The following is a 14,555-nucleotide window of genomic DNA, read 5'->3' as shown; positions in this document are numbered from 1 at the left end:
TAGTATATATACTACAGTTTCTCTTTTATTTAATATCATATTATCTTATAGCGTTTCTTGAATATAATATAAATTTAGATCGGTCTAATGGGTCTACCCCTATTCGTTCTCTCTTTTCCCCAAGCTCTAGTGGTACAGGCTTGTAGCTTGAAAGTTCAGTGCTCATTACACCTTTGCCGCTAGATATTATTCCAAGCCTTATTTGGTAATCTAAAGAAGTCGCTGCTGGCATTTCTCCCTGTACAGTAAAGCTTCCATTAGAGATCATTGGAGGTTCAAAGGTTCCTCTCATATTTATAATGTCTCCTAAAACCTTTCCTCCAATATCCTCTGGTACAGAAATTCTAAACTTAATTATAGGTTCTAATAAAGTAGTTCCTATATTGTTTAATCCATTCATTATTCCTATAGTGGTTGCTATAATAAAATCACCAGGATTACTATGCATCACATGATCTTCACCTGTAAGCAATGTTACCTTAAGGTCTGTAACCTCCCAGCCATAAAGACCTTGGCTTAAAGCTATTGGTAATTGATACTCTATTTCTCTTTGATATCTAAGCTTTATAGCATCCGTTCTAACCTGTGATTCGTAAACTATTCCAGAACCCCTTTCTAAAGGTTCTATAAAGAACTTAACTACAGCCCAGCAAGGTTTTGGCATTGTATAAGCTTCAAATCCCACAGAATTTCCTAGTGGTGTTTCTTTATATATTATAGAAGGCTTTCCAAAAGAGATTTCTATATTAAATCTGTTTTTTAATATATTTTCTAAAATCTCTAGTTGAATCATACCCATTATTTGAATATGAAGCTCATTTTTTTCTTTTAGCCACTGTACATTAAGAAGCGGATCCTCTTCTTCAAGTTCATTAAAGCCTTCAACTAACCTTATGTAATCTTCCTTTTTCTTTGGAAATGCTTGAAGTGTTAAAATAGGTTTTGCTATACTTAAAACTTTAGGAACCCTTTTAGGATCACCTAAAATATCTCCTATACTAGCATTTGATAAACCAGAAACGCAAGCTATCTCTCCTTTTGAAACATATCCGTAATCTATTTCCTTTTGCCCTTTAAGTTTTTTAATTTGTGTTACCTTTTCTTCTATAGCCTTGGTGTGATTATACACTAAATCTCGACTTTTTATTTCTCCACTATATAATCTTATGTAGGCGAGCTTTCCAAGAGTCTTATGCCTTTTTATTTTAAATACTATAGCAGAAAGTTCTTCATCATTAAAATTATATTTAATAGGAATAATTTCAGCTAAAAAATCTAAAAGTTCAACCACTCCAATATCTTTTATTGCAGATCCATATAAAATAGGATAAATACTACAGTTATTAGTTAAAGTAATAAGACTCTCCTTTATAAGTTCAAAGCTAATATCTTCCCCTTCTAAATATTTATTTAATAATAATTCATCCGTGTTAGCTAATGCTTCTAATAGTTTATCTTTATATTCACCTCTTTCATTAGTATTTATCTTGTTTTCTGCATTCTCATTTATATTAACTTCTTTATTACTCTCTACATTATCTACATTGTTTTCCTTAAATAATAGTTGTACCTTTGGACTTACTGTGCCTTCTTTACTAATATCTTCTATTGATATAAAAGAGTCCGTCAAAAGACTACTTATGTCTTCCAAAACTCTTTTTATATTAGCTCCCACTCTGTCAATTTTATTTATAAATATAATAGTAGGAATACCGATGGTCTTCAATGCCTTAAAATAAACTTCTGTCTGAGGTTGAACTCCTTCCACTGCTGAAATAACAATAACTGCCGCATCTAATATACTAAGGGTCCTCTCAACTTCTCCAGAAAAATCCACATGACCTGGGGTATCTATTATATTTATCTCTTTACCCTTCCACATAAGATTTGCTTCAGAAGACTTAACAGAAATACCCCTTTCTTGTTCCACCTCTAAACTATCCGTATGAGCAGTGCCTGTATCAACACTTCCAAGACTTCTTATAACTCCACTTTTATATAAAATATGCTCTGTTAAAGTAGTTTTACCTGCATCAACATGAGCTAATATACCTATATTGCTAATACCCCTACCTCTTTCCATATACACTGTCCTTTCATCTTTTAACTATACTTTTATTATACAGCCTTTGTTCTTTGATGACTATATTTACTGAATCAAGTAAGGGCTAAATAACTTAGAAAAAATCATTATATGTCGAAAAATGTAGAATGAAAAATATTGACATACATATATTTATCTATATATACTTAACCTAAAATAACTTTGTCACTAATAATTGATATCGTTTTAGCTACGGTATCAGCAATAATACTTTGCATGATGAATAAAACACTTTCTTAATTGTTTTGCTGCAACTAGGACAAGTTGATTCTTAAATAGACGTAATAAATAGAAGAATAGAATTAATTACTAGGGCAGAAAGAGATGCTACAAACAGTAAAAATAGCTTTAGTAAAAGTGATTCAGATGAAGTAGAATTTTATTTGTTTTATTAGGACTTATTGTGTCTATTATACATGGCATTAAAGATACAAATGGACGTGAGGATAATAATGAAGATAGTATGCCTATTAAAGCAAGTATTATTTTCTCAATATTGTATATAATATTTGCAATAATTTCAGCTACATATGCTTATGTAAAGTCAGATATTTATGGATATGACTGGATACTTATATTGATTTTATTCGGTATATGCATTATTAACAATTTCATAAGAGCAATCACTATAAAGTAGTTTAAATGGAATCTGTAAAGAAGTTAACGAGGGTGATACTTTTAATAAGCTTAAAGCCTGTGGAGTCAAAGCTACTATACAAGAGGAGACTTAGAAATGTATGATTATTTGAAAACTTATAAAAAACATTTATCAGATTATAATCAACAAAAAGAAAATAATGAATTGCAAGGTAGTGCACTTATTAGAGAAGAAGGAAAAAGAAAAATTAAACATATATCAAGGATATTGTTATTATTAAATGTTTTATTATTTTTAATAACATTCCCAATATTTCACATAATGACTGTATTTATAATTGTATTATATAGTGTATGTATAAGTATGGTTATATTATGGGGAGCATTTGCACTATTATTAGTTGCTATTTTAATAGAGAAATTAAGCAATAGAAAGTCATAACGATAAACTAATCTTAATTTATTAATAAATTAGCTAACATATCAAGCTAAAAGATAGAGTTAACTATCAAATTCAAAAGGGAGTGAAATAAATGAAAAAAGCACTTTTAATTTTCTTACTTATGATAAGCATGTTAGTTTATATTGGTTATAGAGTAATGGCCCCTGAAAAGGATACGTCTACGAATATTTCTAGTTATGGTGAATATCTTGGAGAAGATGGAAAGCATAAAAATGATATATTCCCATATAGTATTCCAACTTCGGCTAAAATCGAGGACTTTTGTTACTATTACTATAATTCACTTGATCCAAACTATGTATCATATCTTGTATATTCATGCAATGATAAAGATTATATGAAAGAAACAGAGAGACTGTCAAAGTTACATTCCTCTGAAGACTATCTTATATATGGTACAACTGGCTTTAATTATCCAATATGTGCAGTTTATGCTGATGGTTATAAGGGTTATATTTATGCTTTGGCCGACAAAGAAAATAACAGATTAATTTATGTTGAAATTAATTTTTGCAATTATTTCTCTGATATTAATTATGAAAATATAATTGATAAAAAGTATCTTCCAATAGACTTTAATGCAAAGTCAGGAAATCCAACTAGACAAGCATATGAAAAAAACAACACTTTTAAATAGGAAAAAGGCTACCATTTCGGCAGCCTTTTTCCACCTTAATTTATCTTAATGCTATCTTTGAAGATCCCTTTTCTACGATTTCAGCTGAGTCTTTAAACATTAATGGACCTCCCTTAGATGTTATTACACCCTTAGCTATAATGCTATCCATTAATGTTACTATATCATCCTTTGCTAAATCTTGTTTTGCATATTCCACTTTTAAATTTACCTTAGTTCCTGATTTGTTTATAAAAGTCATTGTCAGTATCTTATTATTATCCATATCTACACCCCTCTTTTAAAGATTTTTAATTTTTCTTTTAGACTGCTTGTCCCTCATACTCTTCTACATTGAAGTTCTAAGTTTTAGATATACTTAAGCTAATATCTAAAATCAAGGCTACTTTTTACTAAGATTCTTTGATATTTTCTTGATATTCTCTAAATAAACCGTGTATAGGTTTGTTTAGAATTTTGTTAAAGTCTTTTGATAGCTCTAATACTTCCTCTTCTGTAGCTCCATCTTTTATGCTAGATAACTTATAGCTTTTTATAACTTCTTTACCCTTCTCGTCCATAACCCCTGTTCCATACTTCATTACTACAGCGTTTTTAACTAAGTTTTTTGTTACTGCCATATTAATCAACTCCCTTCATACATTAAGTATGCCGTTACATAAAAAGTTACCCTTATTTTATCTTGATAAATTACAATCCCCCTATTTCCTTATCCGATAGATGAATTGTGAATGATTTGCATTACCTATTGGAGTGTTATGAATGTAGGATGTTATAATCTCTATGAAAATATAAAATAAATTTCAAATTATTTATTAGGAGGTTTTTTCATGAAAGCAAAAAAAATACTTGCAGCTATAATGGCAGCTTCAATGATTCTAGTTACTGCTTGCGGTACTAAAAAAGATGCCACTCCAAACAATACAGCAGATAAAGCTATCAAAGATGGTGGAACTATTATATTCCAAGCTGGCGGTGACCCCAATGTTCTAAACCCTTTATATGGGAATGATAGAGTTACTATGACAATTAACAATGCACTATTTTCTCCTCTATTTGTAATGAATGGGGATAAGACTGATTTTTACCTTGCAGAAAGCTTTGAAAGTTCAAGTGACTTTTTAACATATACATTAAAGCTTAAAAAGGACCTTAAGTGGCATGATGGAAAGCCATTAACTTCAGATGATATAATATTTACTCTAGATAAAATATTGGATAAAAAGGAAAATAGTTTGCTTAGAGACTATTTAGTTGTTAATGATAAAGCTATTGAGTATAAAAAAATTGATGATACCACACTAGAGTTTAAGTTACCAGAAGTTACTGCAACCTTTAAGTCCTCTGTAGCTAGACTTACACCAATCCCTAAACACATATTTGAAGGTGAAGAAAATATAGCTAAGAGTACAAAAAATGATAATCCTATAGGATCTGGTCCTTATAAGTATAAGGAAGCTACTAAAGGAGAAAGTGTAACTTTAGTTAGAAATGAAGATTATTTTAGGGGTAAACCTCATCTTGAAACTGTTGTTTATAGAATTATACCTGATGCTAATACTGCAAATTCAGCTTTAACTACAGGTGAAATATCTGCTAAATACATATCAGCTAAAGATGTAGACAAGTTTAAAGATAAACTTAATGTAATAACTTTTAGTGAAAATATGTTGAATAACATGGTTATAAATCAAAATAACGATGTCTTAAAGATAAAAGAAGTAAGACAAGCTATTGCTTACGCCTTAGATAAAGAAGAATTAATAAAGGGTGCATATACTTCTACAGAATATGGCGACAAAGCTAATACTGTATTTACTCCAGGCACCTTATATCATGATAATAACGGTATAGAAAAGTATGACTTTAACATAGCAAAATCTAAAGAGCTTTTAAGCAAGGCAGGAATCACTTCCTTAAATTTAAAATTAGCTTATACTAATGGAAGTAAAGAACAAGAAGCTCAATCTTTAATAGTTCAACAACGTCTTAAAGATGTTGGAATAAGTGTAGAGCTTATGGGCATGGAAAGAAATGCCTTTATACAAAAGCTCGTGGATGCTAAGAATAATAAGGACTTTGATTTAGGATTCAATGGCTTTGTAATGGGTGTTGACCCAGATGGCTATAAGCCCCTATTTCTAACCGGAAACCCTAATAACTTTATGAATTACAGTAATAAAGTTCTTGATATACTATGGGGAAAAGGTGCAGTTGAAACCGATAATACTAAGAGAGGTGAAATATATAAAGAGATTCAAAAGACCATTGCTGATGATATGTCTTTATATCCAATTGTATTCCCTAAATCCATAGTAGCTATTGATAATAAATTTGGTGGAGTAGAAGAAGCTGAGCCGGCTCCAATATTTATGTTTAGAGACTTATCTAAACTTTATGAAAAATAATTAATTTTATTTAGTAAACATATTAGAGGGAAACCATAGTGGCTTCCCTTTAATTTTCTTTTTAGGTATCTTAAAAAAACTTAATATTCTAGTCTGCTTTTTGAGATATCTTATATTAAATTTTAAACCTCGGAGGTGAAAAAATTGGCACGTTATATATTAAAAAGAACACTTCAAGCTATTCCAATGTTAATATTTATATCCATACTATCCTTTCTTCTTATTAAAATGGCTCCAGGGGATCCTGTTAGATCCTATGTTACCCCGAATATGAGTGCAGAAGATGTGGAGAGTGTTAGAGTAAATTTAGGTCTTGATAAGCCTGTTCCTGTGCAATATGTAGCTTGGTTAAAAAATGTTTTAAAAGGTGACTTTGGATACTCTCTTATAAACTATAGGCCTGTATCTCGTCAAATAAAAGAAAGGATACCCGCAACCTTACTTCTTATGGGTACCTCATTAATAACAGCTATAATCTTTGGAATAATTTTTGGTTTAATTGCTGCTTATAATAAAAATAAGTGGATAGATAATCTTATATCTATAATTAGTTACATAGGTATTTCTATCCCTTCCTTTTGGTTTGCCATGATACTTATAGTTATATTCTCACAAAAGCTTAGGCTACTACCTAGTGTTGGTATGCATACCATAGGGATAATTTCTACTTTAGATGTAATTAAACATACCATAATGCCAGCTACAGTTTTAAGCTTTCAAAACTTTGCAGTTATAACAAGATATATAAGAAGTAAGGCAATAACTGAAATGAAAGAAGACTATGTAAGAACTGCTATAGGAAAAGGTGTCAGCTCTAGAAAAGTTTTCAGTATCCATATTTTAAAAAATACTCTTTTACCTATAATAACTATTATAGGTATGTCCTTACCTAACCTTATTGCCGGTGCATTTATTACAGAAACAATTTTCGGCTGGCCAGGTATGGGTAGACTAGGGATAAATGCTATATTTAGCTTTGACTATCCTCTAATAATGGCTATAACCATGGTATCAGCTTTAATGCTTATTTTGGGAAACCTTATAGCCGATATATTATATGGGGTGGTAGATCCTAGAATAAAGGCGGTGAATTAATATGGGTGATAGTTTTTTTCAAATGGTAAAAAAGGACTTCAAAAAAAGCAAATTATCTTTAGCTGCCATAGGTATACTTATAGTGCTTCTTATAATTTGTATATTAGCATTTTTATCCCCTTATGATCCTAATGCTATTGATGTAAATAATAAACTTCAAGGTCCCAGCCTCCAGCATCTTTTTGGCACAGATGATATGGGGAGAGACTATTTTACACGAGCTTTATATGGTGGTAGACTGTCCCTTTTTGTAGGATTTTTGTCCATGATTATATCTAGCACTATAGGAACTATAGTTGGGACTATAAGCGGATATGCTGGTGGCATTGTAGATACTCTTATAATGCGACTTATAGATATTTTAATGTCTATACCAAGTTTCTTTTTGATTCTTACCCTGAATGTATATTTTAAACCCGGTGTTAAAAACATAATTATTATTATAGCTCTATTTAGTTGGATGGGAATAGCTCGTATAATACGAAGTGAAACTTTATCTATAAAAGAAAGAGAGTATGTATTATATGCTAAGGCTCAAGGTATAAAACCATCTAGAATAATATTTAAGCACATAATACCAAATGTTTTCCCAAGTATAATAGTTGCTTCTTCTATAAATATAGCAAACTCTATCCTTATGGAATCTTCTCTAAGCTTTTTAGGTCTTGGAGTTCAGCAACCTAATTCTTCTTGGGGTAGTATGCTTCAAAGTGCTCAATCTTATATGCTAGACCAACCATCACTTGCAATATTTCCTGGTCTTTTAATACTGTTTACAGTATTAAGCTTTAATATAATAGGTGATACTTTAAGATTAACCTTTGAACCAAAGGCTAAATAGTTATTTTATTATAATAATTTACCTAGGCTTTTATCATTAATTAATGATAAAAGCTTTTTTATTCCATATATATTCTTTAATCAGAGCTTTAAAAATGAACTTTCCTTTGATATTGTTATTTTTCACATACCTTATTTAAAATATAGTGATATAATTATATGAATAAATTAGTGAGGGGGTGCTTTATTTTTTGAGTAAATCTAAGACATTTAACACCAAAATTAAAGTACTAAGGACAGAGAAAAACATAACACAAGAGCAATTAGCTACATGTATAGGGGTTTCTAGAGGAACTATTTTAGAAATAGAAAGAGGAACCTTTAATCCATCATTAAAATTGGCCTTTAAAATAGCGCAATATTTCAATGAGAAAATTGATGATATTTTTGAATTAGAAGGGTATCTTAATAGCGAGGATTAATTTCTTATTTACCACTGTTTACTACATATCTTAAAAGTATATCTTACATAGGGTAGAAGGTACTTAAGCCCTTTATTATTAACAAATCATTAACTTTAAGGTTATACACATTAAAATCTTTTTAAGTTAAGACTTTTGTTATATCATGTATATAATAAGGTTTTTATATATTGAAAGTTATCTTATTTAGAATTTTAGGCATAATAACAATAAGGAGGTAGTTTTTAATGAAAAAATTAATAAATGATCCTAATTTAGTTGTAGATGATATGCTTCAAGGAATGGTGGCAGCTCACCCTGAGTATCTAAAGAAGTTAGATAATGCAAATGTACTTATAAGAAATGATTCTCCTATAAAAGGAAAGGTAGCCCTAGTTAGTGGCGGTGGCAGTGGTCATGAACCAGCACACGGTGGATATGTAGGAAAAGGTATGCTAAATGCTGCTGTAGCTGGATCTGTATTCACATCTCCAACACCTGATCAGATATTTGAAGCTATAAAGGCTGTTGATGGTGGCAAAGGTACCCTTCTTGTAATTAAAAATTACACTGGAGATATTATGAACTTTGAAATGGCAAAAGAACTTGCAGATATGGAAGATATAAAAGTTGAAACGGTGGTTGTAGATGATGATGTAGCTGTAGAAAATAGTACCTATACTGCTGGAAGACGTGGTATCGCTGGAACAGTATTCGTTCACAAAATCGCAGGAGCTAAGGCAGAAACTGGTGCCTCCTTAGAAGAAGTTCAAAAGACTGCTAAAAAGGTAGTTCAAAATGTAAGAAGCATGGGTATGTCTTTAAGTTCTTGCATTGTACCAGCAGCTGGAAAGCCTAACTTTAAGTTAGCTGAGGATGAGGTAGAAATAGGCATGGGAATCCACGGCGAACCAGGCACTCATAGAGAAAAAATAAGCACCTCGGATGAAATAACCACACATTTAATGGGTAAGATATTAAAAGATATGAGCTTAAATTCTAAAGATGAGGTAGCTGTTATGATAAACGGACTTGCTGCAACTCCTCATATGGAACTCTATATAGTAAACAAAAAGGTAAGTGAAATACTAAAAGAAAAAGGGATAGTTGTTCATAAAACTTTTGTTGGTGAATATATGACTTCTCTAGAAATGGCTGGTTTTTCTATAACACTATTAAAACTAGACGAAGAATTAAAAGAACTTTTAGACGCACCTTCAGATACCCCAGCTTTTAAAGTTATTTAGTTACATAAAGCTACTTTAAGCCTTAAATTAAAATAGGGTTTAGTGAACTACCAACACCTAAGAGGATTGAAGAATTCTGCACAATTAGGTTAAAATGTTTAATAATTTATATGGAGAAGAGGCGATATTCTTGAGATTAAAAGGTATTGAAATCAAAGAATTATTAATTAAATTAAGTGAAGTTATGACTAAAAATAAAGAATATCTAACAGAATTAGATGCTACTATTGGAGATGGAGATCACGGCTTAAATCTACACAAAGGCTTTACAGCAATGGTTGATAAAATAAAAGATGTCACTGGAGAAGACATAGGGGATATGCTTAAAAAGTCAGGTCTTGCCTTAGTATCAAGTGTTGGAGGTGCTTCTGGCCCCTTGTATGGAACTGCTTTTATGAAGGCTTCTATGAAGGTTCAAGGTAAATCCGAGGTTGATCTTAAAGACTTTTTAGAAATGCTTCAAGCTGCTTTAGATGGTGTAAAATTAAGAGGAAAGGCTGAAATAGATGATAAGACCATGGTAGATGCTATTGAGCCTGCATTAAATCAACTAAGAGAATCCTTATCTAATGATGAAGGAACAATAGATACCCTATTTAAAGTTAAAGAAGCTGCATATAAAGGTGCCAATCACACAATGGATATCATAGCTAAAAAAGGAAGAGCAAGCTACCTTGGTGATAGAAGCCTTGGACATAAAGATCCTGGCGCTGTATCTAGTGCCCTTATATTTGAAACAATCTATGACTTTGTTAAATCAAAAGGTTAAAATTAATATAACACATATTAGTTTTTAGATAGTAGGTAATTTACAAAGGAGGTGTTAAGATTGGTAGGACTTGTTATAATTTCTCATAGTAATGAGATTGCAGAAGGTACTAAAAAGTTAGCACATGAAATGGCAAATGAAGTACCAATAGCAGCTGCAGGTGGTACTGAAGATGGCCGAATAGGATCAGATATGAATAAGATTTTAAATGCTATAAATGAAGTGTATTCCAATGAAGGTGTTTTAATTTTATTTGACCTTGGTAGTGCATTTATGAATGCAGAAATGGCTATTGAAATGCTAGATGATACTATGAAAGCTAACGTAGAGATACTAGATGTTGCTCTAGTTGAAGGAGCTATTACAGCTGCGGTAGAAAGTAGCATGGATAAAAATAGATCTGAAATAAAAGAAGCATTAAAAGGCTTATCTCTTGGTAAAATATCATAACTTTTTTAAAATAGCCCTCTATTGAATTCAATAGAGGGCTATTACTTGTATCTTTTATATAATAACAGTAATACTGAAAGAGTACTATTACACTATAAATTAATAGGTTAGAGGTCCATAGACTTGTAACCTTTTTAATAAGCACCCTTAGAGATTTCAGATCTTAGCCTCTTAATTGGAAGAATAGCTAAAATCACCATGGCTATTATAGCTTCTGGTAATAAATAAGTTCCATTATATAATATAGAATACACTACAGCATTTTGTTCTCCTGCATAGGAAGAGAAAAATATTACACCCGATGCAATATGGCATAAAAATCTTAATGATATAGCAACCAGTGCTCCAATAGATATATTGTTCTTAAAATATCCTGCTACACCTAGTACGCCAAAGGCTAGTACATAATCAAGTAAAAGTTGCATTGGATGCACTACATAAGCACCTAGAAGTAAGTCCATAACCCCAAATAACATTCCTGTAAGATAGCCTACTCTAGGTCCGTAAACATATGCTATAAATATAATAGGTATCATGCTTCCAAGGGTTACAGATCCTCCCATTGGCATTTGCATTATTCTAAACATCTTAAGTACAATGGCTAGAGCTATAGCAATTCCAATATGAATTATAGTCCTTGTGGTAAGCTTTACCTTACTTATATATACAAAGATTATAGCGATCGCTAAAACTACTAGTAAGGTTAAGTATATCATAGGATTTGAGAAGACTTCCTTTAAAGACTCCCCTGCCTTTGGAGCTTTGAATTTAAACTTAAACCAATCCATTTATTAATCCCCCTTTAAATTTTTCCAAAAAAATAAACACTATAGAAAAACAGCGTTTTAATCACATTCTCCGCTTTCCTACGCTGGAATTACCCAGTTCAGGTACAAGGGTCAGGAAAAAATTCCAATCTCAGCTTTGCAGCACCCCTAGCCTATATATTCTTTTGATTTCATTATACTATGTTTATCTTACTTATATCAATAGTTTGTTTGAAATTTAAGATAATTCTTACTTTAATTAATTATTTCTTCCACAAAAAAATAAAAGTTAGATATTATAATTCATAATGAATTAAAATCTAACTTCTATTTATAATAAACGTTTCTTTCAATAGTACTCTCCTTAAACTGTATTTCCCTTGGTGTATCTAAGTTAGCCTAGTTTAAAAACTATTATAACTTACAAATATGCTAGGGTAAGCTAAATGTATACTCATCTATCTCTTAATTAATTGGTAAAATGGTCTTCACCTACTGCTAAAGGCAGCAACTCTCCAATTCTAAGAAAACTCGTTCTGATTTTTACGTATAAAAGATTAACTTTTAACTAAAAATCTTAGTTTAGTAGTTTAGTCTTAACTCTCTTGTGTACTCTCCCCACTCTTTCAATATTATTACTTCTAATTTGGGGGTACTACTTTCGTTGTTTAAAGATTTTGCTATATAATAAGAAATATTTCTTATGTTTATATCCTAATAATACTACTTTAAATTTATGTTGTCAATACTAATTATCCATTAATAATATTAATACTTAATGGATAATTAGGAAGGTTAACAACTTTCTGCTAATATTTATGAAACATCCCGGCAATCTTTATTTATGAAATTCCCTGGTAGTTTTTATTTATCAAATACACCGCCTGTTTTCTTTGTACTTCTATTTGCTTTTCTGTATTCCCCTGTAGTCTTTTCAGCTCTTTGAGTTACACCCCTTTTTAAGCCTTTTAACCTTTTTTCTTCAATAAGCTTTTTCATCATTTCAATATTCTTTTCTGACATATATAGTCCTCCGATTTAATTTAAGATTTTTACTTCATTGTGTATTATAGTTTATAATTAGCTTTATAGCTACAATATATATGTCCTATATATCACATTGATTAATTTCTATAGAATAAGTCCCACAACTCTCACAAACCATTATTATTACGATAAAGCTATTGTCTATGGTTCCAAGAGATTGAAGTTCTGTAAAGGAAGTATCTTCAAATTCTTTAGATATACTACTCATTACGTATTCATTTTCTTTTGTAAATATAGTAAAGTGATATTCTAAAAAGTTAAAGTACCTTTTCTTTTCTTCTTTTCCAGCTAAACATACTTCGCAAGGAATGCTATAATATTCTAGATTAAAGTCCACCTCTGGGCTCTCATTTAAAAGAGTTAAAATATCTTCTCTCTCTATTCCTGTAACTTCATTTTCTTCGTCGTTTAATAGGTAATCAAATTTATCAAGAGATAATTCGTAGGTCTTACCATTAAAATTAAATGTATAATTATTCATTTGAATCCTCCTAGGATTTTTTATTTTTTTAAATGTCTTGTTTATTAAAAACTTTTATCTTTTCAAGGTTTTTATAATTGTTTCAGCTTTATTAAGATCTTTTATGCTATCTATTTCAAACCAGGAATGTAATCTCGTTTTTTGTACCTTTACATGTAGCTTAGATATTATCTTTGCTATAACATCATCCCAATAAACATTATCAAAGTTTCCAGCTTTAATAACTGTTTCAAGCTCATCTTTTATGATTTTCCCGTCTCTTTCACTCCAGTAAGATATGCCTGACATAATATAGCCTGATCCAGGTCCTACCTCAATGCCATTCACATTACCCTTATAATCAAATTTAGGTATCCACTCTTTTTCAAAATTCTCTTTCATTCCTATAAAATAAGTGGAGGTATCTATTTTTGATTGAAAGAAATTCTCTACCATATACACATCTGCTTCTGTAATATAACAATCTTTAATATAGTCTCTTACTAAATACATAGTGTAAACATTATTATAAACATCATATTTATCATTATATATTAATTTTACACCATACTTTTCTTCTAGGTACTGAAACTTTTCTTTCATATATCCTACAACTATAATTATATCGTTAATTCCTTTTTCCTTAAGGAACCTAACTTGTCTTTCTGCCATAGGTTCCTCGCAGACCTTAACTAAGGATTTTGGTATATTATCTGTAAGTGGCTTAAGTCTAGTTCCCATACCTGCTGCTAAAATAATAGCTCTCATTATTATATCTCCTTTGTATCAAGTGATTCTTAGACTCATGTGGAGTTTGCTTATAAGGAATACATCTTCTCCATCTGAGTCTTAGAAGAACTTATCCAGGGGCGTAGCAGCCGTCATCCCTCACCTTGAAGAGGAGAGGGATGTTGCGGATGGTAGCCATCGGATAAACCTTCTATACTAATACTAGAAATAATTTGTTTATTAGTACCCTTATTCTATCATAAAATAAAGAGTTAATCATTCTAATTTTAAAATGTGTTTAATTGACTTTATAGCCTTCATGGAATAAAGTTATACTATACATTTTTTAATTATAATTAATATGCTTTTGATATATTATAGTTTTAATTAATAATTTCCACAATTTCAAGTGTAATTTCTATGTTAATTAATGTATTTGGTCATATGTTAATTTTACTATAAATCTTCCACTTTTTCGAGTGGGAGATTTATTCTTTTAAGCAAAAAAAGCTGTCGCACTAATTTTTTAGTGCGACAGCCC

At 30.7% G+C, this 14,555-nt stretch carries 17 protein-coding genes and 1 riboswitch; of the genes, 10 read left to right on the top strand and 7 right to left on the bottom strand.

Annotated features, from left to right (window positions below):
- Window positions 1-40 precede the first annotated feature (40 nt).
- Window positions 41-2,083, bottom strand: a complete 2,043-nt coding sequence (locus DY168_RS00970) for a GTP-binding protein (protein ID WP_115642364.1) — start codon at window positions 2,081-2,083, stop codon at window positions 41-43.
- A gap of 424 nt (window positions 2,084-2,507) precedes the next feature.
- Here DY168_RS00970 and DY168_RS00965 point away from each other — a divergent pair, with 424 nt between their 5' ends.
- The 3 genes from DY168_RS00965 (at window position 2,508) to DY168_RS00955 (ending at window position 3,801) form a co-directional block, all read left to right on the top strand.
- Window positions 2,508-2,741, top strand: coding sequence for a hypothetical protein (locus DY168_RS00965; protein WP_115640069.1), 234 nt, complete (start codon window positions 2,508-2,510; stop codon window positions 2,739-2,741).
- Between the two features lie 96 nt (window positions 2,742-2,837).
- Window positions 2,838-3,143: a hypothetical protein gene (locus tag DY168_RS00960; RefSeq protein WP_115640068.1), complete on the top strand. Its 306-nt coding sequence runs from the start codon at window positions 2,838-2,840 to the stop codon at window positions 3,141-3,143.
- A 91-nt stretch (window positions 3,144-3,234) separates the two neighbouring features.
- Window positions 3,235-3,801 carry a hypothetical protein gene (locus DY168_RS00955; RefSeq protein WP_115640067.1) on the top strand — a complete coding sequence of 189 codons (567 nt, stop codon included), beginning with the start codon at window positions 3,235-3,237 and terminating at the stop codon, window positions 3,799-3,801.
- A gap of 40 nt (window positions 3,802-3,841) precedes the next feature.
- Here the strand turns inward: DY168_RS00955 and DY168_RS00950 are convergent, their stop codons facing one another.
- Together DY168_RS00950 and DY168_RS00945 are read right to left on the bottom strand one after the other, a co-directional pair.
- A complete protein-coding gene (locus tag DY168_RS00950; RefSeq protein ID WP_115640066.1) occupies window positions 3,842-4,066 on the bottom strand; it encodes a DUF2922 domain-containing protein in 225 nt (74 codons plus the stop codon).
- 127 nt (window positions 4,067-4,193) lie between these two features.
- Entirely contained in the window at window positions 4,194-4,421 is a 228-nt protein-coding gene (locus DY168_RS00945; RefSeq protein WP_115640065.1) for a DUF1659 domain-containing protein, read from the bottom strand.
- Window positions 4,422-4,631: 210 nt separating this feature from the next.
- On the opposite strand from DY168_RS00945, the gene DY168_RS00940 reads away from it, so the two are divergent.
- The 7 genes from DY168_RS00940 (at window position 4,632) to dhaM (ending at window position 11,011) form a co-directional block, all read left to right on the top strand.
- A complete protein-coding gene (locus DY168_RS00940) occupies window positions 4,632-6,209 on the top strand; it encodes an ABC transporter substrate-binding protein (RefSeq protein ID WP_115640064.1) in 1,578 nt (525 codons plus the stop codon).
- Between the two features lie 144 nt (window positions 6,210-6,353).
- A complete protein-coding gene (locus DY168_RS00935) occupies window positions 6,354-7,304 on the top strand; it encodes an ABC transporter permease (RefSeq protein ID WP_115640063.1) in 951 nt (316 codons plus the stop codon).
- Window position 7,305: 1 nt separating this feature from the next.
- Entirely contained in the window at window positions 7,306-8,145 is an 840-nt protein-coding gene (locus tag DY168_RS00930) for an ABC transporter permease (protein WP_115640062.1), read from the top strand.
- Window positions 8,146-8,335: 190 nt separating this feature from the next.
- The gene (locus DY168_RS00925) at window positions 8,336-8,566 is read left to right on the top strand and encodes a helix-turn-helix transcriptional regulator (protein WP_029451938.1); all 231 of its coding nucleotides are present in this window, start codon (window positions 8,336-8,338) and stop codon (window positions 8,564-8,566) included.
- A gap of 227 nt (window positions 8,567-8,793) precedes the next feature.
- A complete protein-coding gene (gene dhaK / locus DY168_RS00920) occupies window positions 8,794-9,792 on the top strand; it encodes a dihydroxyacetone kinase subunit DhaK (protein WP_115640061.1) in 999 nt (332 codons plus the stop codon).
- A gap of 130 nt (window positions 9,793-9,922) precedes the next feature.
- Entirely contained in the window at window positions 9,923-10,561 is a 639-nt protein-coding gene (gene dhaL / locus DY168_RS00915; protein WP_115642363.1) for a dihydroxyacetone kinase subunit DhaL, read from the top strand.
- Between the two features lie 60 nt (window positions 10,562-10,621).
- A complete protein-coding gene (gene dhaM / locus DY168_RS00910) occupies window positions 10,622-11,011 on the top strand; it encodes a dihydroxyacetone kinase phosphoryl donor subunit DhaM (protein WP_115640060.1) in 390 nt (129 codons plus the stop codon).
- A gap of 134 nt (window positions 11,012-11,145) precedes the next feature.
- Here the strand turns inward: dhaM and thiT are convergent, their stop codons facing one another.
- From thiT to DY168_RS00895, 4 genes are all read right to left on the bottom strand, one after another.
- On the bottom strand, window positions 11,146-11,799 hold the full coding sequence (gene thiT / locus DY168_RS00905; RefSeq protein WP_115640059.1) for an energy-coupled thiamine transporter ThiT: 654 nt from the start codon (window positions 11,797-11,799) through the stop codon (window positions 11,146-11,148).
- A 58-nt stretch (window positions 11,800-11,857) separates the two neighbouring features.
- Window positions 11,858-11,958: riboswitch (TPP riboswitch) on the bottom strand.
- 684 nt (window positions 11,959-12,642) lie between these two features.
- Window positions 12,643-12,801: a hypothetical protein gene (locus tag DY168_RS14550; RefSeq protein ID WP_172556219.1), complete on the bottom strand. Its 159-nt coding sequence runs from the start codon at window positions 12,799-12,801 to the stop codon at window positions 12,643-12,645.
- 85 nt (window positions 12,802-12,886) lie between these two features.
- Window positions 12,887-13,306, bottom strand: coding sequence for a DUF3785 family protein (locus tag DY168_RS00900; RefSeq protein WP_115640058.1), 420 nt, complete (start codon window positions 13,304-13,306; stop codon window positions 12,887-12,889).
- 54 nt (window positions 13,307-13,360) lie between these two features.
- A complete protein-coding gene (locus DY168_RS00895; RefSeq protein WP_115640057.1) occupies window positions 13,361-14,053 on the bottom strand; it encodes a sugar phosphate nucleotidyltransferase in 693 nt (230 codons plus the stop codon).
- Window positions 14,054-14,555 lie beyond the last annotated feature (502 nt).

This window comes from Clostridium putrefaciens (assembly GCF_900461105.1).
GTDB lineage: Bacteria > Bacillota > Clostridia > Clostridiales > Clostridiaceae > Clostridium_L > Clostridium_L putrefaciens.
The sequence above is the reverse complement of the archived record's forward strand: the minus strand, read 5'-3'. Positions and strand labels throughout refer to the sequence as shown.

Coding starts and splice junctions, on each gene's coding strand:
- thiT (WP_115640059.1), bottom strand. CDS start 11,799: ATGGATTGGTTTAAGTTTAAATTCAAAGCTCCAAAGGCAGGGGAGTCT.
- DY168_RS00950 (WP_115640066.1), bottom strand. CDS start 4,066: ATGGATAATAATAAGATACTGACAATGACTTTTATAAACAAATCAGGA.
- DY168_RS00945 (WP_115640065.1), bottom strand. CDS start 4,421: ATGGCAGTAACAAAAAACTTAGTTAAAAACGCTGTAGTAATGAAGTAT.
- dhaK (WP_115640061.1), top strand. CDS start 8,794: ATGAAAAAATTAATAAATGATCCTAATTTAGTTGTAGATGATATGCTT.
- DY168_RS00930 (WP_115640062.1), top strand. CDS start 7,306: ATGGGTGATAGTTTTTTTCAAATGGTAAAAAAGGACTTCAAAAAAAGC.
- DY168_RS00900 (WP_115640058.1), bottom strand. CDS start 13,306: ATGAATAATTATACATTTAATTTTAATGGTAAGACCTACGAATTATCT.
- DY168_RS00895 (WP_115640057.1), bottom strand. CDS start 14,053: ATGAGAGCTATTATTTTAGCAGCAGGTATGGGAACTAGACTTAAGCCA.
- DY168_RS00940 (WP_115640064.1), top strand. CDS start 4,632: ATGAAAGCAAAAAAAATACTTGCAGCTATAATGGCAGCTTCAATGATT.
- DY168_RS14550 (WP_172556219.1), bottom strand. CDS start 12,801: ATGTCAGAAAAGAATATTGAAATGATGAAAAAGCTTATTGAAGAAAAA.
- DY168_RS00970 (WP_115642364.1), bottom strand. CDS start 2,083: ATGGAAAGAGGTAGGGGTATTAGCAATATAGGTATATTAGCTCATGTT.
- DY168_RS00960 (WP_115640068.1), top strand. CDS start 2,838: ATGTATGATTATTTGAAAACTTATAAAAAACATTTATCAGATTATAAT.
- DY168_RS00955 (WP_115640067.1), top strand. CDS start 3,235: ATGAAAAAAGCACTTTTAATTTTCTTACTTATGATAAGCATGTTAGTT.